Raw genomic sequence first — 18451 nt, 5'->3', positions numbered from 1 at the left:
TGCCGTACGGGGATCAGTGCGCGGCGGACTCCCAGTCCGGGCCGACGCCCACCGACACGTCCAGCGCGGCCCGCAGCTCGACAGCGGCGCCCATCTCGCGCCGCACCAGCTCCTCGACCTGCTCGCGCTCGCCCGGGGCGATCTCCAGCACGATTTCGTCGTGGACCTGGAGCAGCATGCGCGAGCGCAGGCCGGCCTCGGCGGTCGCCTGGTCCACGCGCAGCATCGCGACCTTGACGATGTCGGCGGCGGTGCCCTGGATCGGGGCGTTGAGCGCCATCCGCTCGGCGGCCTCGCGGCGCTGGCGGTTGTCGCTGTTGAGGTCGGGCAGGTACCGGCGGCGGCCGAAGATCGTCGCCGTGTATCCGGTGGCACGGGCCTCGTCGACGACCCGGCCGAGGTAGTCGCGCACCCCGCCGAACCGCTCGAAGAAGGTCTCCATCAGGCCGCGCGCCTCGGCGGGCTCGATGTTCAGCTGCTGGGCGAGACCGAAGGCGGAGAGCCCGTAGGCCAGCCCGTACGACATGGCCTTGATCTTGCGGCGCATCTCGGCGTCGACCGCGGACCGCTCCACCCCGAACACCTGCGAGGCGACGGTGGTGTGCAGGTCCTCGCCGGTCGCGAAGGCCTCGATCAGGCCCTCGTCCTCGGAGAGGTGGGCCATGACGCGCAGCTCGATCTGGCTGTAGTCGGCCGTCATCAGGGACTCGAAGCCCTCGCCGACGACGAAGCCGCGGCGGATGGCGCGGCCCTCGTCGGTGCGCACCGGCACGTTCTGCAGGTTGGGGTCGGTGGAGGACAGCCGGCCGGTCGCGGCGACGGTCTGGCTGAAGCTGGTGTGCACCCGGCCGTCCGCGGCGATGGTCTTCACCAGGCCCTCGACGGTGACGCGCAGCTTGGCCTGCTCCCGGTGCCGGAGCATGATCACCGGGAGTTCGTGGTCGGTCTGCGTGGCCAGCCAGGCCAGCGCGTCCGCGTCCGTGGTGTAGCCGGTCTTGGTCTTCTTCGTCTTCGGCAGGTCCAGCTCGCCGAAGAAGACCTCCTGGAGCTGCTTGGGCGAGCCGAGGTTGAACTCGTGGCCGACGGCGGCGTGCGCCTCCTTGACGGCCTGCTGCACGGCTCCCGCGAACTGCTGCTCCATGGCCTCCAGATGGTCGCGGTCGGCGGCGATGCCGGCCCGCTCCATCCGGGCGAGGAGCTCGGAGGTGGGCAGCTCCATGTCGTGGAGCAGCTCCGCGGCGCCCACCTCGGCAAGCTTGTCCGTGAAGGCGTCGCCCAGGTCCAGGACGGCGCGGGCCTGCGCCATCAGGGCCTCGGCCTCGGCGGTCTCGTCGGCGCCGAAGGCCAGCTGGCCGTCGACGGCGGCGGGCGCCAGCTCGCGGTGCAGGTACTCCATGGACAGGGCGTCCAGGGCGAAGGACCGGCGGCCCGGCTTGACCAGGTAGGCGGCGAGCGCGGTGTCCATGGCCACCCCGGCCAGGGTCCAGCCGTGCTCGGGGAAGACCCGCATCAGGCCCTTGGCGTTGTGCACGACCTTCGGCTTCGCCGCGTCGGCCGCCCAGGCCGCGAAGGCCCGCTCGTCCGCCTCGTCCAGCTCGGTGGGCGTGAACCAGGCGGCGGCGCCGCCGGCCGCGGCCAGCGCGATCTCGGTGACACTGCCCTGGCCGAGCGCCCAGGTGTCGACAGTCGCGATGCCCAGCGGCCCGCCCGTGTGGCTCTCCAGCCACGGCGCCAGCTCACCGGTGGCCAGTACGGACGCGTCCAGTTCCACCCCGGCCGCGGGAGCCGGGGCCTCCTCCACCGCAGCGCCCGGGTCCACGGCGAGCAGCCGCTCGCGCAGCGAGGCGTTGCGGATCTCCAGGACGTCCAGCACGCCGAGCATGGCGGTCCGGTCGTAGGGGGCGCGGACCAGGTCGGCGGGGCCCTTGGGCAGCTCCACGTCCTTGACCATCTCGGTCAGGACCCGGTTGAGCTTGACGGCCTCCAGGTGGTCCCGGAAGTTCTGCCCGGCCTTGCCCTTGACCTCCTCGGCGCGTTCGACGAGCTCGGCGAACGACCCGAACTGGGTGATCCACTTGGCTGCGGTCTTCTCGCCGACGCCCGGGATGCCCGGCAGGTTGTCGGACGGGTCGCCGCGCAGCGCCGCGAAGTCCGGGTACTGCTGCGGGGTGAGGCCGTACTTCTCCTCGACCTTCTCCGGGGTGAACCGGGTGAGCTCGGAGACGCCCTTGGTCGGGTAGAGCACGGTGGTGTGCGCGGAGACGAGCTGGAAGGAGTCCCGGTCGCCGGTGACGATCAGCACGTCGAAGCCGGCCGCCTCGGCCTGCGTCGCGAGCGTCGCGATCACGTCGTCGGCCTCGAAGCCGTCGACCGCGAACCGCGGCACGTGCATCGTGTCGAGCAGCTCGCCGATCAGCTCGACCTGCCCCTTGAACTCATCGGGGGTCTTGGAGCGGTTCGCCTTGTACTCGGGGAACTCCGTCGAACGCCACGTCTTGCGGGAGACGTCGAACGCCACGGCGAAATGCGTGGGGGCCTCGTCGCGCAGCGTGTTCGCCAGCATCGACGCGAAACCGTAGATTGCGTTGGTCGGCTGCCCCGTCGCGGTCGTGAAATTCTCCGCTGGCAGCGCGAAGAACGCCCGGTACGCCAGGGAGTGCCCGTCCATGAGCATCAGGCGGGGACGGTCCGCTGCGGGCGGCTGGTCGGTCTTCTTCGCTGATGAATCTGCCACGCCCCGATCCTAGGGCTCCCCACCGACAATCCCGGCGCGCGCGGTCTCCCCCGGCGCACCCGCCCCACCGGACGCCCCCGGCGCACCCGACCGGAGAGCGGTGAGCACCGGACCGCCCTCCCCTCTTTCCGTGTGCCGTGCAAGGATCGAAGGGCGCGGCCATACGTGCTGCATCCGTACACACGCTCGAAGGGGAGCGCGATGGCGACCAAGCCGCCCACAGGCGATCCGGTACAAGACGCACCGCAGGTCACGCCGCCCAAGCACGCGGCCGCCGGCCTTCCGGCGATCGGGCACACCCTGAGGATCGCCCAGCAGCAGATGGGCCTGGCCCGCACCGCCCGCACCCTGCTCAAGGTGAACCAGAAGGACGGCTTCGACTGCCCGGGCTGCGCCTGGCCCGAGGGCGACAAGCGGCACACGGCCGAATTCTGCGAGAACGGCGCCAAGGCCGTCGCGGAGGAGGCCACGCTGCGCCGGGTCACCCCCGAGTTCTTCGCCGCGCACCCCCTCGCCGACCTGGCGACCCGTTCCGGGTACTGGCTGGGCCAGCAGGGCCGCATCACACAGCCCATGCTCCTGGAGCGCGGAGCTCAGCCCGACGGCGGCGACCGGTACGAGCCGGTCAGCTGGGAGAAGGCCTTCGCGGTCATCGCCGAGGAGCTGACCGCCCTCGACTCCCCCGACGAGGCCCTCTTCTACACCTCGGGCCGCACCAGCAACGAGGCCGCGTTCCTCTTCCAGCTCTTCGCCCGCGAGTTCGGCACCAACAACCTGCCCGACTGCTCGAACATGTGCCACGAGTCCTCGGGCTCCGCACTGACCGAGACCATCGGCATCGGCAAGGGCAGCGTCTCCCTCGAGGACCTCCACCAGGCCGACCTGATCATCGTCGCCGGGCAGAACCCGGGCACGAACCATCCGCGCATGCTCTCCGCCCTGGAGAAGGCCAAGACCGCCGGCGCGCGGATCATCTCCGTCAACCCGCTGCCCGAGGCCGGGACGGAGCGGTTCAAGAACCCGCAGACCCCGATCGGCATGTTCAAGGGCACCGCCCTGACCGACCTCTTCCTGCAGATCCGCATCGGCGGCGACCAGGCCCTCTTCCGCCTCCTGAACAAGCTCGTCATGGAGACGGACGGCGCCACCGACGCGGCCTTCATCCGCGAGCACACCCACGGCTACGAGGACCTCGCGGCCGCCGCGAAGGACACCGACTGGGACGAGACCCTCACCGCGACGGGCCTGACCCGCCCCGAGATCGAGCAGGCCCTGGCCATGGTCCTGGCCTCGGAGCGCACCATCGTCTGCTGGGCCATGGGCCTCACCCAGCACAAGCACGCCGTCGCCACCATCCGCGAGGTCGTCAACCTCCTCCTGCTGCGCGGCAACATAGGCCGCCCCGGCGCCGGCGTCTGCCCCGTCCGCGGCCACTCCAACGTGCAGGGCGACCGCACCATGGGGATCTTCGAACGCCCCGCGCCCGCCTTCCTCGACTCCCTCGACAAGGAATTCGGCATCACCTCGCCCCGCGGGCACGGCTACGACGTGGTCCGCTCCATCCAGGCCCTGCGCGACGGCAAGGCCAAGGTCCTCTTCGCGATGGGCGGCAACTTCGTCGGCGCCACCCCCGACACCGAGGTCACCGAGGCCGCGATCCGCACGGCCGCCCTGACCGTGCACGTCTCCACCAAGCTCAACCGCTCCCACGCGGTCACCGGCCGGCGGGCCCTGATCCTGCCCACCCTCGGCCGCACCGACAAGGACGTGCAGGAGAGCGGCAAGCAGTTCGTGACCGTCGAGGACTCCATGGGCATGGTCCACTCCTCTCGCGGCAACCTCGCCCCGGCCTCCCCGCACCTGCTGTCCGAGCCCGCGATCGTGGCCCGGATGGCCCGCGCCGTCCTCGGCGGGGCCTCCGCCACCCCGTGGGAGGAGTTCGAGCGGGACTACGCATCGATCCGCGAGCGGATCTCCCGCGTGATCCCCGGCTTCGAGGACTTCAACGCCAAGGTGGCCCGCCCCGGCGGCTTCCAGCTCCCGCACGCCCCGCGCGACGAGCGCCGCTTCCCGACGAAGACCGGCAAGGCCAATTTCACCGCCGCCCCCGTGGAGTACCCGCGGGTCCCGGCGGGGCGGCTGCTCCTGCAGACCCTGCGCAGCCACGACCAGTACAACACCACGATCTACGGCCTCGACGACCGCTACCGCGGCATCACCGGCGGCCGCCGCGTCGTCATGGTCAACCCCGCGGACGCGGCCGAGCTGGGCCTGGCCGACGGCGCGTACACGGATCTGGTGAGCGAGTGGAAGGACGGCGTGGAGCGGCGGGCTCCCGGCTTCCGCGTCGTGTACTACCCGACGGCCCGCGGCTGCGCGGCCGCGTACTACCCGGAAACCAATGTGCTGGTGCCGCTGGACTCGACCGCGGACGTCAGCAACACCCCGGCCAGCAAGTCCGTCGTCGTGCGCTTCGAACCGGCCTGATAGAACGACCTCAGGACAAGAAGGTTAACGAGCGTTGACGAACGGAGCCTGACCATGGGCGAGCAGCACGCAGTGAAGTTCCCGCAGGAGGTGCTCGACGAGTACGCGGCCCTGGGCATCGACCTGCCCACGCTGTTCTCGGCGGGACACCTCGGCGAGCGGATGGACATCCGCATCCTGGAGGCCTCGGCCGACCGCGTCGTCGCCACCATGCCCGTCGAGGGCAACACCCAGCCGTACGGGCTGCTGCACGGCGGGGCCTCGGCCGTGCTGGCCGAGACCCTCGGCTCGGTCGGCGCCATGATGCACGGCGGCATCACCAAGATCGCCGTCGGCGTGGACCTGAACTGCACCCACCACCGGGGCGCCCGCAGCGGCATCGTCACGGGCGTCGCCACCCCCGTGCACCGCGGCCGGACCACCACCACCTTCGAGATCGTCATCACCGACGAGCAGGACAAGCGGATCTGCACCGCCCGCCTGACCTGCCTGCTGCGCGATGTCGACCAGGCCGTCGCGGCCGCCTCCCAGGCCCCCGCACAGGCCTGACCCGGCCGCGCGCGCCCGGCAACCACAGGCCCGGATCCCGTCCCGCGAGGCGGCGGATCCGGGCCTGCGCCGTTATCGGACCGGGCAACGCCCGCAACCGCCCGGAATCCGCCACTCCGCACGCTTCGCGGCAGCAGCTGTTGTGTCACCGATGGTCACCGCCTACCTTCCCCTCATGGGGACCATGCCACGCACGGCCCGGTACGCCGCCCACATCCTCCTCGCGGCGCTCGCCCTGTCCGGATGCCGATCCTCCGCACCACCCTCCGCGGCGGACTCCGGGGCCCCCTCCGCCAGCCCTTCCGGCGAACCCTCCACCACCCCTCCCTCGCCCGTGCGGGTCTGCACGGACCTCGTCTCGTACTGGGCGAAGGAGACCCTCCTGGGCACCAAGCGGTCGGGCCTCGACTGGGAACAGAAGGGCCTGTCGAACGCCCAGTACCTGATCCACGAGGACGCCGTGGCGGCAGGACGGGCCGAGGAGCGAACTGCCGGACGGGACAAGGCACTTGAGTTGATCGACCGGTTCGTCGCGCAGCGCTGCGCCGAACAGGGCGGTGCGACCGCGAGTTCGGAGAACTGGCGTCCGCCGACGTGACCGGCATCACCGCATTCCCGAATGCGGTGTCCGCCTTCCGGTCAGGTGCCCCCGCATCACCGAACCGCAGGTGAGAGGTCATACGCCCACTCGGACAAGATCCACTCGCATGCGAAAGCGAGGGCTTGACCGTCACTGTGCGTCATGCCCATGAGGGCCTTAATCCGCCTTTTCCCTTAAGAAAGACCACCCGGAGGAATCCTTTGGGCACGCGCAGCCACATTCGGCCGAAAATGATCTAAGACAGGTGCATGGAGGCCTCAAGCCCCTTAGAAGAACAGGTGATTCTCAGGATGCGGACACCCACCAAGGTAAGAAAACGTCCGTTTTGTCCACACTCCCGCCACACATTCTTGGCCTTGGCATAACAAGAGCGTCACATCCTCCTTTCCCTGCTCCCCGTGCTCACCACCTCGGGCCTAGAGTCACGGCCAGTCACCGCGCCGCAGGGCGCGAATCAGCACGGCCGTGGACCTCCCAGTGCGGCCCGGCGACCTAACGGCACCTCTCACGAGGCAGCCGCGCCAGGGAAAGGAAGAATCGTGCGACACCGTTCTTTGCTCGTCCTCACCACCGTGATCACCACGGGAGCACTGACCCTCACCGCTTGCGGATCGCGCGACGGAGACTCCAAGGACAACGGCGGCGGCAAGAAGACCGTCGTGGTCATCGGCGTGGACGCCCCGCTCACCGGCTCGCTCTCCGCGCTCGGCCAGGGCATCAAGAACTCCGTGGACCTCGCGGCCAAGACGGCCAACAAGAACAACGAGGTCCCCGGCATCGAGTTCAAGGTCGAGGCCCTCGACGACCAGGCGGTCCCCGCCTCCGGTCAGGCCAACGCCACCAAGCTCGTCGGCAACAAGGACGTCCTCGGCGTCGTCGGCCCGCTGAACTCCGGCGTCGCCCAGCAGATGCAGGGCGTCTTCAACTCCGCCAACCTGGCGCAGGTCTCCCCCGCCAACACCAACCCCGCGCTCAGCCAGGGCGACAACTGGGGCAAGGGCGAGTTCAAGCGCGGCTTCAAGACCTACTTCCGCACCGCCGCCACCGACGTCGTGCAGGGCAAGTTCGCCGCCCAGTACCTCTTCAAGGACGCCGGCAAGAAGAAGGTCTTCATCGTCGACGACAAGCAGACCTACGGCGCCGGCCTCGCCGCGATCTTCGCCGACGAGTTCAAGAAGCTCGGCGGCGAGGTCGTCGGCACCGACCACGTCACCGTGAAGGAGACCGACTTCTCCTCCAGCGCCGACAAGGTCAAGTCCTCCGGCGCCGACTCCGTCTACTTCGGCGGCCAGTACCCCGAGGGCGGCCTGCTCGCCGACCAGATCAAGAAGACCGGCGCCAACATCCCCCTCATGGGCGGCGACGGCATCCAGGACCCCGCCTTCATCAGCGCCTCCGGTGAGGCCAACGAGGGCGACCTCGCCACCTCCATCGGTTACCCGGTCGAGAAGCTGGACACCGCCAAGAAGTTCATCGAGGACTACAAGACCGAGGGCTACAAGGACCCGTACGCCGCCTACGGTGGCTACTCCTACGACGCCGGCTGGGCCGTCATCCAGGCCGTCAAGGCCGTCGCCGCCGCCAACAGCGGCAAGCTGCCCACCGACGCCCGCGCCAAGGTCGTCGAGGCGCTCGGCAAGGTCTCCTTCGAGGGTGTGACCGGCAAGGTCGCCTTCGACGAGTACGGCGACACCACCAACAAGCAGCTCACCGTCTACAAGGTCGAGGGCGGCAAGTGGGTCGACGTCAAGAGCGACACCTTCAACCAGTAAGCCCGTAGTCCCCAGCACCACCCGCAACACCTGAACCATCCGCCGCGCGAGGGCGCAAACAGCGCCCTCGCGCGGAGTCTTATCCGACACGCTCATCGGAGGCCCTGCGGTGCACGAACTGCCGCAACAGCTGGCCAACGGCCTGGCCCTCGGCGCTCTCTATGGTCTCATCGCCATCGGGTACACCATGGTCTACGGCATCGTCCAGCTCATCAACTTCGCCCACGGCGAGATCTTCATGATCGGCGGCTTCGGCGCGCTCACCGCCTACGCCATCCTCCCGACCGGCACCTCCCTGCTGATCGCGATACCCGTCATGATCGTCGGCGGTGCCATCTGCTCCGTCGCCGTGGCATGCGCAGCCGAACGCTTCGCCTACCGCCCCCTGCGCAGCGCCCCCCGGCTCGCACCCCTCATCACCGCAATCGGCCTCTCGATCGCGCTCCAGCAGCTCGTCTGGCAGTTCTACCCGGACGCCAAGAAGGCCGTCAGCTTCCCTGAGTTCAAGGGCGCAGCCTTCAAGATCACCGACAGCCTGGCGATCCAGCGCGCGGACCTCTTCGTCCTCATCCTCGCCCCGCTCTGCATGCTCGCCCTCGGCGTCTTCGTCCAGAAGAGCCGCAGCGGCCGCGCCATGCAGGCCACCGCGCAGGACCCGGACACCGCGAAGCTGATGGGCATCAACACCGACCGCATCATCGTCATGGCCTTCGCCATCGGTGCCGCGTTCGCCGCCGTCGCCGCCGTCGCCTACGGCCTCGACAAGGGCCAGATCAACTTCGAGATGGGCTTCATCCTCGGCCTCAAGGCCTTCACCGCGGCCGTCCTCGGCGGCATCGGCAACATCTACGGAGCCATGGTCGGCGGCGTCGTCCTCGGACTCGCCGAAGCCCTCTCGATCGCCTACATCGAAGAGATCCCCGGCATGTCGCAGCTCGGCGGTGGAGCCTGGTCCAACGTCTGGGCGTTCGTACTCCTCATCGTCGTCCTCCTCGTGCGGCCACAAGGCCTGCTCGGTGAGCGCGTCGCGGATCGGGCGTGAGAACCATGACCACCATCACCACCCCGCAGACCGAAACGGTGAAGCAGGGCCCCGCGCCCACCACGCTCCTGTACGCGGTCATCGGCGGCAGCCTCCTCACCCTCATCAGCGCCTTCCTGGCCTGGACCTGGACCGCCGAATTCCCCGGCGACCTGACCTACTACGGAAGCCCCGCCAGCCTCCAGTTCGTCACCCTCGCCGGAGCCGCCCTCACCCTCGCCTACGCGCTCTCCGCGCTCGGCGTCAAGGGCCTCGGCTGGCTCACCCCCGCCGGCTCCCGCAAGGCCATCTGGTTCCTCGCCCTCGGCAACCTCGCCGCCACCTGGTTCACGGTCCTCTCCATCACCGTGGTCCTCGGCGGCGTCGTCAACCTGGAACCCGGCGCCTACGTCGCCCTCGTCGGCTCGGTCATCCCCGTCCTCGCCGCACACAAGCTCCCGGACGACACCCGCAAGGCGGCCCCCGCCAAGCAGCTGCCCTCCTGGGCCGAGATCCTCATCATCACCGGCGTCTTCGCCCTCGGCCTCTTCGTCATCACCTTCGGCATCGACACCGATGACAAAGAACCGCAGCTCTTCGTCGCCTACCTCATCACCGTCGGCTTCGCCGCCCTCGCACTGAACAAGGCCGGCCTCTTCGCACGCCTCGGCGGCATCACCGCCAAGCACCGCCAGGTCACCCTCATCGGAACCGCGGCCGCAGCGATCGCCTTCCCGTTCATCCAGCAGAGCGGCGACACCTACACGCTCATCGCGGTCAACATCCTGATCTTCGCGACCGTCGCCCTCGGCCTCAACGTCGTCGTCGGCCTCGCCGGCCTCCTCGACCTCGGCTACGTCGCCTTCCTCGGCGTCGGCGCCTACGCCGCGGCCCTGGTCTCCGGAAGCACCGCATCCGCCTTCGGCATCCACCTCCCCTTCTGGGCGGCGGTCATCGTCGGCGCCCTCGCCTCGCTCATCTTCGGCGTGGTCATCGGAGCCCCGACCCTGCGCCTGCGCGGCGACTACCTCGCCATCGTCACCCTCGGCTTCGGAGAAATCTTCCGCATCGCCATGGGCAACCTCGACGGCACCTCGGGCCCGGACATCACCAACGGCCCCAACGGCATCCCCAACATCCCCCACCTCGAAATCTTCGGGTGGAACTTCGGGGAATCCCACATCGTCGGCGGCATCACCCTCGGCGCCTACGCCAACTACTACTTCCTGATGCTGCTCGTCATGGCACTGGTCGTCGTGGTCTTCGCCCGAGCCGGCAGCAGCCGCATCGGCCGCGCCTGGGTCGCCATCCGCGAGGACGAGACCGCCGCCGAAGCCATGGGCATCAACGGCTTCAAGGTCAAGCTCATCGCCTTCGCCCTCGGCGCCACCCTCGCCGGCCTCGCCGGCACCGTCCAGGCACACGTCAACAGCACCGTGGTCCCCGAGAACTACGTCTTCGCCGGGCCCGTCCCGCCGAACTCCGCGTTCCTCCTCGCCGCGGTCATCCTCGGCGGCATGGGCACCATCCGCGGCCCCATCCTCGGCGCCGCACTCCTCTTCCTCATCCCGGCGAAGCTGGCCTTCCTCCAGGACTACCAGCTCCTCGCCTTCGGCATCGCCCTCATCCTGCTCATGCGCTTCCGCCCCGAAGGCCTCATCGCCAACAAGCGCGCGCAGCTCGAGTACCACGACGACACCGCTGACCAGGCCCCCACGGACCTGGCCACCGCCAAGGCGGGGGCGTGAACGACATGACGACCACCACTGACACCACCACGAGCACCACCACCAAGACCACGGTTCTCGAAGCCAAGGGCGTCACGATGCGCTTCGGCGGCCTCACCGCCGTCAAGGGCGTCGACCTCCAGGTCAACGCGGGCGAGATCGTCGGACTCATCGGCCCCAACGGCGCCGGCAAGACCACCTTCTTCAACTGCCTCACCGGGCTGTACGTCCCCACCGAGGGCTCCGTCAGCTACAAGGGCACGGTCCTGCCTCCCAAGCCCCACAAGGTCACCGAGGCCGGCATCGCCCGCACCTTCCAGAACATCCGGCTCTTCCACAACATGACCGTGCTGGAGAACGTCCTCGTCGGACGCCACACCCGCACCAAGGAAGGCCTCTGGTCCGCACTCCTGCGCGGCCCCGGCTTCAAGAGGGCCGAAGCCGCCAGCGAAGCCCGCGCCATGGAACTCCTCGAGTTCATCGGGCTGGAGAACAAGGCCCAGCACCTGGCCAAGAACCTCCCCTACGGCGAACAGCGCAAGCTGGAAATCGCCCGCGCCCTCGCCAGCGACCCCGGCCTCATCCTCCTCGACGAGCCCACCGCCGGCATGAACCCGCAGGAAACCCGCGCTGCCGAAGAACTCATCTTCGCCATCCGCGACATGGGCATCGCCGTCCTCGTCATCGAGCACGACATGCGCTTCATCTTCAACCTCTGCGACCGCGTCGCCTGCCTCGTCCAGGGCGAGAAGCTCATCGAAGGCACCGCGGCCGAGGTCCAGGGCGACGAGCGCGTCATCGCGGCCTACCTCGGCGAGCCCTTCGAGGGCGACCCGGGCGCCGCCGAGGTGGCCGAGGTCGAGGCCGCGGAAGCCGCCGCCGAAGAAGCGGCGGCGGAAGCCGAGCCCGAGCCGGCCGCCGAGGTCGAGGCCGATGCGGAGGCCGAGGCCGAGGCCGAGCCGGAGGCAGCCGCCGCCGAGGCCGACACGGAGGTCGAGGCCGACACGGAGTCCACCACGGACACCGACACCGACACCGACGCCGACGCGGACGCGGACGCGGACAGCACCACCAGCACCACCAGCACCACCAGCACGGAAGGAGAGGCCAAGTGACCGCACTGCTCAAGGTCGAAGACCTCAAGGTCGCCTACGGCAAGATCGAAGCCGTCAAGGGAATCTCCTTCGAAGTCAACGAAGGCGAAATCGTCTGCCTCGTCGGCACCAACGGCGCCGGCAAGACGACCACCCTGCGCACCCTCTCCGGGCTCATCAAGCCCAAGAGCGGCACCGTCACCTTCGACGGCCAGCCCCTGGCCGCCGTACCGGCACACAAGATCGTCTCCCTGGGCCTCGCCCACTCCCCCGAGGGACGCCACATCTTCCCCCGGCTGACGATCGCCGAAAACCTCCAGCTCGGCGCCTTCCTGCGCACCGACAAGGACGGCATCGAGAAGGACGTCCAGCGCGCCTACGAGATGTTCCCCATCCTGGGCGAACGTCGCAAGCAGGCCGCCGGCACCCTCTCGGGCGGCGAGCAGCAGATGCTCGCCATGGGCCGCGCGCTCATGTCCCGCCCCAAGCTCCTGATGCTGGACGAGCCCTCCATGGGCCTGTCGCCGCTGATGATGCAGAAGATCATGGCGACCATCAAGGAACTCAAGGCGACGGGCATGACCATCCTGCTCGTCGAGCAGAACGCCCAGGCGGCGCTCTCGCTCTCCGACAGCGCGCACGTGATGGAGATCGGCAAGATCGTTCTCTCCGGCAGCGGCCGCGAACTCCTCCACAACGAGGACGTCCGCAAGGCCTACCTCGGCGAGGACTGACAGCACGTGTGAGGCCCGCCTCCCCTCGGGGGGAGGCGGGCCTCACGCATGTCCGGGGGCGGCTCCTACTTGCCGCTCTCCTTCTTCTTCGCCTCGGCGTCCTCGATGACCACCTCGGCGACCTGCTGCATGGACATCCGGCGGTCCATGGACGACTTCTGGATCCAGCGGAAGGCGGCGGGCTCCGTCAGGCCGTACTGCGTCTGCAGGATGCTCTTCGCGCGGTCCACCAGCTTTCGGGTCTCCAGCCGCTGCGAGAGGTCGGCGACCTCCTGCTCCAGCGCACGCAGCTCCGCGAAGCGGGACACGGCCATCTCGATGGCCGGCACCACGTCGCTCTTGCTGAACGGCTTCACGAGGTACGCCATGGCGCCCGCGTCCCGGGCCCGCTCGACGAGGTCGCGCTGCGAGAACGCGGTCAGCATCAGGACGGGCGCGATGGACTCCTCCGCGATCTTCTCGGCGGCGGAGATTCCGTCCAGGACGGGCATCTTCACGTCGAGGATCACCAGGTCGGGACGGTGCTCGCGGGCCAGCTCGACGGCCGTCTGACCGTCGCCGGCCTCGCCGACGACGGAGTAGCCCTCTTCTTCGAGCATCTCTTTCAGATCGAGACGGATGAGCGCCTCGTCCTCGGCGATGACGACGCGTGTCGTCAGCGGCGGAACGTGCGACTGGTCGGCGTCGGGCGTGGGCGTCGACTCGTGCTCGGCGGTCACGGATGCTCCTCTTTGCGGGGCTCTGCTGCTTGGATGAGCCTACCTAGCTGCAGTGCACGATCGTCACCCGGTACACTCCGACCAGCGACCAAACCGGGTTGGCGGAATGGCAGACGCTGATGTCTCAAACACATCTGTCCGAAAGGACGTGCGGGTTCGAATCCCGCACCCGGTACACGTCCGAAAAGCGGACGTTCACATTCGTGTGAACGTCCGCTTTTTGCTACACAAGGCTAGCCATCGTCACGGACAGTGGCTCCATGAAGTTGCACAGCCTAGAAACGCGACAGTCGGCGCTTGCCCTGCTCCGCGGAGGCACAAGGAACGCCGAGGTCGCGCGTCGACTGAATGTGCCGCTGGGCACGGTCGGGTACTGGAAACATTTAGATCGGGCGAAGCGCGGCGAGTGCCCTGGGGCTCACGACCCGGGCTGCCCTCGATGCGACGCCAGTCACTTGGACGCCAAGGCGTACGCCTACCTACTGGGCCTCTACCTGGGCGACGGACACATAAGCCACTACTCGGCGCACCGTGTCCCCAATCTCATGATCACCTGCGATGACAACTGGCCGGGGCTCATGAATTGCGCCGAACAGGCGATGCATCAAGTGTTCCCGTTCAATCGAGTGTGCCGGGTCCGCAGAGTCGGATGCCACAACGTCAAGGTCTATTCGAAACACCTCGAGTGTCTGTTCCCTCAGCACGGGCCCGGCAGGAAGCATGATCGGCGGATCGTGCTCGAGGGGTGGCACCAGGCGATCGTCGATGCGCATCCGTGGGAGTTCCTGCGGGGGCTGATCCATTCCGACGGGTGTCGGGTCACCAACTGGACCGTCCGCAACGGGAAGCGCTACGAGTACCCGCGGTACTTCTTCACCAACAAGTCCGACGACATCCGGAGGCTCTGCACCGACACGCTCACCGCGGTCGGGGTCCGATGGACCGTGCTGGCCCGGGGCAGCGATCCGTTCAATGTCTCCATCGCGCGGAAGGACTCCGTCGCCCTCATGGACGCCCACATCGGGCCGAAGTACTAGCTCCCGCGGTGGGTGACGGTCCCGGTGGACGGGTCGTAGGTGATCAGGGGCGGCAGTTCGTGGTGGCCGGTGACCGTCTCGGCGGTCAGGACGGCCGGGCGGCCGCAGGCCGTGCCCAGTTCGGTGAGGAAGCGCAGGACGTCGGCGACGTGGTCGCCGTCCTCGATGCCGTCGGGCCAGAGGGAGAATTCGATCCCGTCGACGGGCAGGTGGCCCGTGAATCGGGTGCGGCCGCATTGGATGCCGAGGGCTGCGGTGCAGCCCTCCTCCATCGTGCTGAAGGGGTCCTCGGTGTCGTTGCGGCCGAGGTCCCGTCCTTCGGCGCCGTCGTACCAGGTGAGCTGGTCGGCGGCGCCGCGGAAGTGGTGCAGGACCTGCTGCCAGTCGGTGTCGTCGGTGTCGGTGACGGTGATGTCGCGGAGGCTTCCGTCGATGTAGAACACGTCGCACATCCATGGTTCGGGCAGTCGGCAGGTGCCCGGGCGGGGTGTGCAGTCGTCGTGTGGCGGCCTCGTGGTCATTCGGTCCGTTTTCCCGTGTGGATGCGTTGTCGGGGTCCAGTGTGCCGTTACGGGAGGTCGCCGTTGCCGCCGAGGTTGGCGACGAGGCGGCGGAGGGTGTTGATGGTGGCTGCGTACTCGGCGTCGTCGATGCCTTCCCGCATCGTCGTGTGGACCTTGGCGTTGCGGTCGTGGGCGCGGAGGCGGCCGATCACGAGGTTGGCGGCTTCGCGGGTCCAGTAGCCGATGGGCTGGGCGGCGAGCTGCTGCTGGGTGTGTTCCTTGATCGTCATGTGATGACCGTATGACCTCAGGTCAGGTTGAGGTCAAGGGATCTTCCTGGCCGAGGAGTTGTGTGATGGGTGCGCGGGCCCGGGAGTTGTTCGTTGCGCTCGGCCTGGATGATGACGGGAGTTGATGCGGTCGAAGGGGCCGACTCCGGACTCCTGGATCGGCCCGGCCGCGATCTGGCCGGCAGTTGGGTCCGGTACGCGCCCGGACGTGACCCCGTCGCAGAATCCGTCTACCCGAGAGGACCCGGCCTTGATGTCCATATGGCCTTCGATCGTTGCCGTGCTCGGCACTCTTGCCGGTGCCTTGACCGCTGGTCTCCTCCAGCACCGTTCGGCACGTACGGCACGCGCCGAGCAGCGTGCCGACAGTTATCTCCAGGATCAGCTGGGCGCTGTCACGGAGTTCGCGGCGGCTCTGGATGCGCATCGTTCGGCGATGTTTCATCGGGAGCGGCTGGCTTTGGCCGAGGCTGGTGCGGAGCATCAGTTGGAGGCGCAGACGAGGTCTCATGACACGCGGGCGGCGATCACTGCGCCGCATATCCGGCTTCAGGTTTTGGTCCCTGAGTTGTCCGGCGCGGCTGAGCAGGCTGCGGATGCTACGTATGCGCTGCGCAAGGCGACTGGTCGTGCCGAGTTGGACTCGCGGCGGCGTGCGGCGAAGGAGGCGGCCGTGGCTTTCGTCGCTGCCGCGGCTGCGTTGCTGAGCCCGGGTGGCCGCTGATTGCGGGTGGCCGTTGCCGGTGTCCTGGTGGGGTCCGGGGGTGGCGGGTGACCGCGTCGGGCGGTGGGTGGTGGCCCGACGCGGTGTGGTGCGTGTGTCAGTGGACGGGGTCGCCGATGTGGTGGATGCGGACCAGGTTGGTGGAGCCGGTGACGCCGGGGGGTGAGCCGGCGGTGATGACGACGACGTCGCCGGGTACGCAGCGGCCGATGCGCAGGAGTTCTTCTTCGACCTGGGCGACCATGGCGTCGGTGGAGTCGACGTGGGGGCCGAGGAAGGTTTCGACGCCCCAGGTGAGGTTGAGCTGGGAGCGGGTTGCCTGGTCGGGGGTGAAGGCCAGGAGGGGGATGGGTGAGCGGTAGCGGGAGAGTCGGCGGACGGTGTCGCCGCTCTGGGTGAAGGCGACGAGGAATTTGGCGTCGAGGAAGTCGCCCATTTCGGCGGCGGCTCGTGCGACGGCTCCGCCTTGGGTGCGGGGCTTGTTGCGGTCGGTGAGTGGGGGGAGGCCCTTGGCGAGGATGTCTTCTTCGGCGGCTTCGACGATGCGGGACATGGTGCGGACGGTTTCGACGGGGTATTTGCCGACGCTGGTTTCGCCGGAGAGCATGACGGCGTCGGTGCCGTCGATGATGGCGTTGGCGACGTCGCTGGCTTCGGCGCGGGTGGGCCGGGAGTTGTCGATCATCGAGTCGAGCATCTGGGTGGCGACGATGACGGGTTTGGCGTTGCGCTTGGCGAGTTTGACGGCGCGCTTTTGGACGATGGGGACGTGTTCCAGGGGCATTTCGACGCCGAGGTCGCCGCGGGCGACCATGATTCCGTCGAAGGCGGCGACGATGTCGTCGATGTTTTCGACGGCTTGCGGCTTTTCGATTTTGGCGATGACGGGGAGGCGTCGGCCTTCTTCGTCCATGATGCGGTGGACGTCTTGGATGTCGCGGCCGCTGCGGACGAAGGAGAGGGCGATGACGTCGGCGCCGGTGCGCAGGGCCCAGCGGAGGTCTTCGATGTCTTTTTCGGAGAGTGCGGGGACGGAGACGGCTACTCCGGGGAGGTTGAGGCCTTTGTGGTCGGAGACCATGCCGCCTTCGATGACGCGGGTGTGGACGTGGGGGCCTTGGGCCGCGGTGACTTCGAGGGTGACGCGGCCGTCGTCGACGAGGATGCGTTCGCCGGTGGTGACGTCGTCTGCGAGGCCTTTGTAGGTGGTGCCGCAGGTGTGGCGGTCGCCTTCGTGGTCTTCGACGGTGATGGTGAATGCGTCACCGCGTTCAAGGAGTACGGGTCCTTCGCGGAAGCGGCCGAGGCGGATCTTCGGGCCTTGAAGGTCGGCGAGGATGCCGACGCTGCGGCCGGTCTCGTCGGAGGCCTTGCGTACGCGCTGGTAGCGCTCCTCGTGTTCGGCGTAGGTGCCGTGGCTGAGGTTGAGGCGGGCGATGTCCATTCCGGCTTCGACCAGGGCTTTGATCTGGTCGTATGAGTCGGTTGCGGGGCCCAGGGTACATACGATTTTCGCTCGGCGCATGGGTCGAGCGTATTCCCCTACCTGCGGGTAGGTAATCGCTTCCGGGTGTCCACTCAACAACCTTTGAGCAAAAGGGTTGTTGACAACTGTTGAATGTGCATGGGGGTGCTCTGATGAGCACCCCCGGGGGCCTCTTTTGTGGGTTCTTCAGAGTTGTTCAGAGTCGTTCAGAGTTGTGGCGGGGTCATGGTGAAGCGGGCGTTCACCTGTGCGTGGACGGTCTGGCGCTGGGGTTCGAGGTCGAGCGGCGGGGGGCCGGCGTCCTCGGTGGCGCTGAAGGCCATGGTGCGCATGCCGCCGCCGGGGTGGGAGGGGAAGGGTTCGGCGTTCTCGGCTCCGAGGTCGGCGAGTTCGACGAGGGCGGCGAGGTTCGCGCCGAGGGCTTCGGCGTATTCGCGGGCGCGCTGGACGGCTTCGAGTACGGCTTGTCGGCGGGCCTGGCCGTGGGCGGGTGAGGTGGGGCGCAGGGCCCACCAGGGGCCGTCGATCTGGGTGAGTTCGAGGTCGGCGAGGCGGGTGGTGAGTTCGCCGAGGGTGGTGAAGTCGCTGAGTTCGGCGGTGATGTGGACGCGGCCGTGGTAGGCGCGGACGCGTTCGGCGCGGCCGTGGCGGGTGAGTTCGGGGGTGATGGAGAAGGCGCCGGTTTCGAGCTTTTCGACGGGGTCGCCGTAGCTCTTGATGAGGTCGAGGACGGCGTTGTTGCGGCGGGTGAGGTCTTCGAGCGCGGTGCGGCGGTCGGTGCCTCGGGCGCTGACGGTGATGCCGATGCGGGCGATCTCGGGGTCGACTTCGATGCGGGCTTCGCCGCGGACTGCTACGCGGGGTACTTCGGGGGTTCCGTAGGGCTGGTGGGATGCGTGCGGTGTGTGCGCTGCGTCCTGGGTCATGGTTTCCACTGTCGCACTGTCGCTCGTTCGGGTGTGGTCACCGGATC

16 protein-coding genes and 1 tRNA gene are annotated in these 18451 nt (G+C 68.5%); 11 read left to right on the top strand and 6 right to left on the bottom strand.

The genetic code is table 11. The features are described from left to right. Window positions 1-13 precede the first annotated feature (13 nt). Window positions 14-2668, bottom strand: coding sequence for a DNA polymerase I (polA, locus tag ACIQZO_RS02335; protein WP_403619234.1), 2655 nt, complete (start codon window positions 2666-2668; stop codon window positions 14-16). A gap of 267 nt (window positions 2669-2935) precedes the next feature. Here polA and ACIQZO_RS02330 point away from each other — a divergent pair, with 267 nt between their 5' ends. From ACIQZO_RS02330 to ACIQZO_RS02295, 8 genes are all read left to right on the top strand, one after another. After that, the gene (locus ACIQZO_RS02330) at window positions 2936-5221 is read left to right on the top strand and encodes an FdhF/YdeP family oxidoreductase (protein WP_403618726.1); all 2286 of its coding nucleotides are present in this window, start codon (window positions 2936-2938) and stop codon (window positions 5219-5221) included. A 54-nt stretch (window positions 5222-5275) separates the two neighbouring features. Then, complete coding sequence (locus tag ACIQZO_RS02325; protein WP_403618723.1) at window positions 5276-5770, top strand: PaaI family thioesterase; 495 nt, start codon at window positions 5276-5278, stop codon at window positions 5768-5770. A gap of 175 nt (window positions 5771-5945) precedes the next feature. Continuing rightward, on the top strand, window positions 5946-6368 hold the full coding sequence (locus ACIQZO_RS02320) for a hypothetical protein (RefSeq protein WP_403618720.1): 423 nt from the start codon (window positions 5946-5948) through the stop codon (window positions 6366-6368). A gap of 542 nt (window positions 6369-6910) precedes the next feature. Next, on the top strand, window positions 6911-8143 hold the full coding sequence (locus tag ACIQZO_RS02315) for a branched-chain amino acid ABC transporter substrate-binding protein (RefSeq protein ID WP_403618717.1): 1233 nt from the start codon (window positions 6911-6913) through the stop codon (window positions 8141-8143). Window positions 8144-8252: 109 nt separating this feature from the next. Continuing rightward, a complete protein-coding gene (locus ACIQZO_RS02310) occupies window positions 8253-9185 on the top strand; it encodes a branched-chain amino acid ABC transporter permease (RefSeq protein ID WP_327261956.1) in 933 nt (310 codons plus the stop codon). Between the two features lie 5 nt (window positions 9186-9190). Then, entirely contained in the window at window positions 9191-10912 is a 1722-nt protein-coding gene (locus ACIQZO_RS02305; protein WP_403619231.1) for a branched-chain amino acid ABC transporter permease, read from the top strand. A gap of 5 nt (window positions 10913-10917) precedes the next feature. After that, entirely contained in the window at window positions 10918-12006 is a 1089-nt protein-coding gene (locus ACIQZO_RS02300; protein ID WP_403619228.1) for an ABC transporter ATP-binding protein, read from the top strand. Further along, window positions 12003-12719, top strand: coding sequence for an ABC transporter ATP-binding protein (locus tag ACIQZO_RS02295; RefSeq protein WP_403618713.1), 717 nt, complete (start codon window positions 12003-12005; stop codon window positions 12717-12719). Before ACIQZO_RS02300 ends, ACIQZO_RS02295 begins: the two co-directional genes overlap by 4 nt. 65 nt (window positions 12720-12784) lie before the next feature. Here the strand turns inward: ACIQZO_RS02295 and ACIQZO_RS02290 are convergent, their stop codons facing one another. Continuing rightward, complete coding sequence (locus ACIQZO_RS02290; RefSeq protein WP_030008501.1) at window positions 12785-13438, bottom strand: ANTAR domain-containing response regulator; 654 nt, start codon at window positions 13436-13438, stop codon at window positions 12785-12787. Between the two features lie 92 nt (window positions 13439-13530). Between ACIQZO_RS02290 and ACIQZO_RS02285 the strand changes: the two genes are divergently transcribed. Together ACIQZO_RS02285 and ACIQZO_RS02280 are read left to right on the top strand one after the other, a co-directional pair. Next, window positions 13531-13613: transfer RNA gene (locus ACIQZO_RS02285), tRNA-Leu, on the top strand. Window positions 13614-13698: 85 nt separating this feature from the next. Continuing rightward, window positions 13699-14475, top strand: a complete 777-nt coding sequence (locus tag ACIQZO_RS02280) for a helix-turn-helix domain-containing protein (RefSeq protein ID WP_403618710.1) — start codon at window positions 13699-13701, stop codon at window positions 14473-14475. On the opposite strand, the gene ACIQZO_RS02275 is transcribed toward ACIQZO_RS02280, so the two are convergent. Beyond that, the gene (locus ACIQZO_RS02275) at window positions 14472-14918 is read right to left on the bottom strand and encodes a hypothetical protein (RefSeq protein ID WP_403618707.1); all 447 of its coding nucleotides are present in this window, start codon (window positions 14916-14918) and stop codon (window positions 14472-14474) included. The two genes, ACIQZO_RS02280 and ACIQZO_RS02275, sit on opposite strands and share 4 nt — an antisense overlap. Window positions 14919-15043: 125 nt before the next feature. Further along, window positions 15044-15268: a hypothetical protein gene (locus ACIQZO_RS02270; protein WP_403618704.1), complete on the bottom strand. Its 225-nt coding sequence runs from the start codon at window positions 15266-15268 to the stop codon at window positions 15044-15046. Between the two features lie 253 nt (window positions 15269-15521). Between ACIQZO_RS02270 and ACIQZO_RS02265 the strand changes: the two genes are divergently transcribed. Further along, a complete protein-coding gene (locus tag ACIQZO_RS02265) occupies window positions 15522-15992 on the top strand; it encodes a hypothetical protein (RefSeq protein ID WP_403618701.1) in 471 nt (156 codons plus the stop codon). A 97-nt stretch (window positions 15993-16089) separates the two neighbouring features. Here the strand turns inward: ACIQZO_RS02265 and pyk are convergent, their stop codons facing one another. Continuing rightward, the gene (gene pyk, locus ACIQZO_RS02260) at window positions 16090-17517 is read right to left on the bottom strand and encodes a pyruvate kinase (RefSeq protein WP_403618698.1); all 1428 of its coding nucleotides are present in this window, start codon (window positions 17515-17517) and stop codon (window positions 16090-16092) included. A 167-nt stretch (window positions 17518-17684) separates the two neighbouring features. Beyond that, a complete protein-coding gene (locus tag ACIQZO_RS02255; RefSeq protein ID WP_403618695.1) occupies window positions 17685-18404 on the bottom strand; it encodes an SIMPL domain-containing protein in 720 nt (239 codons plus the stop codon). Window positions 18405-18451 lie beyond the last annotated feature (47 nt).

Source organism: Streptomyces sp. NPDC097617 (assembly GCF_044761485.1).
Lineage (GTDB): Bacteria > Actinomycetota > Actinomycetes > Streptomycetales > Streptomycetaceae > Streptomyces.
This window is presented reverse-complemented; position numbering and strand designations above follow the sequence as displayed.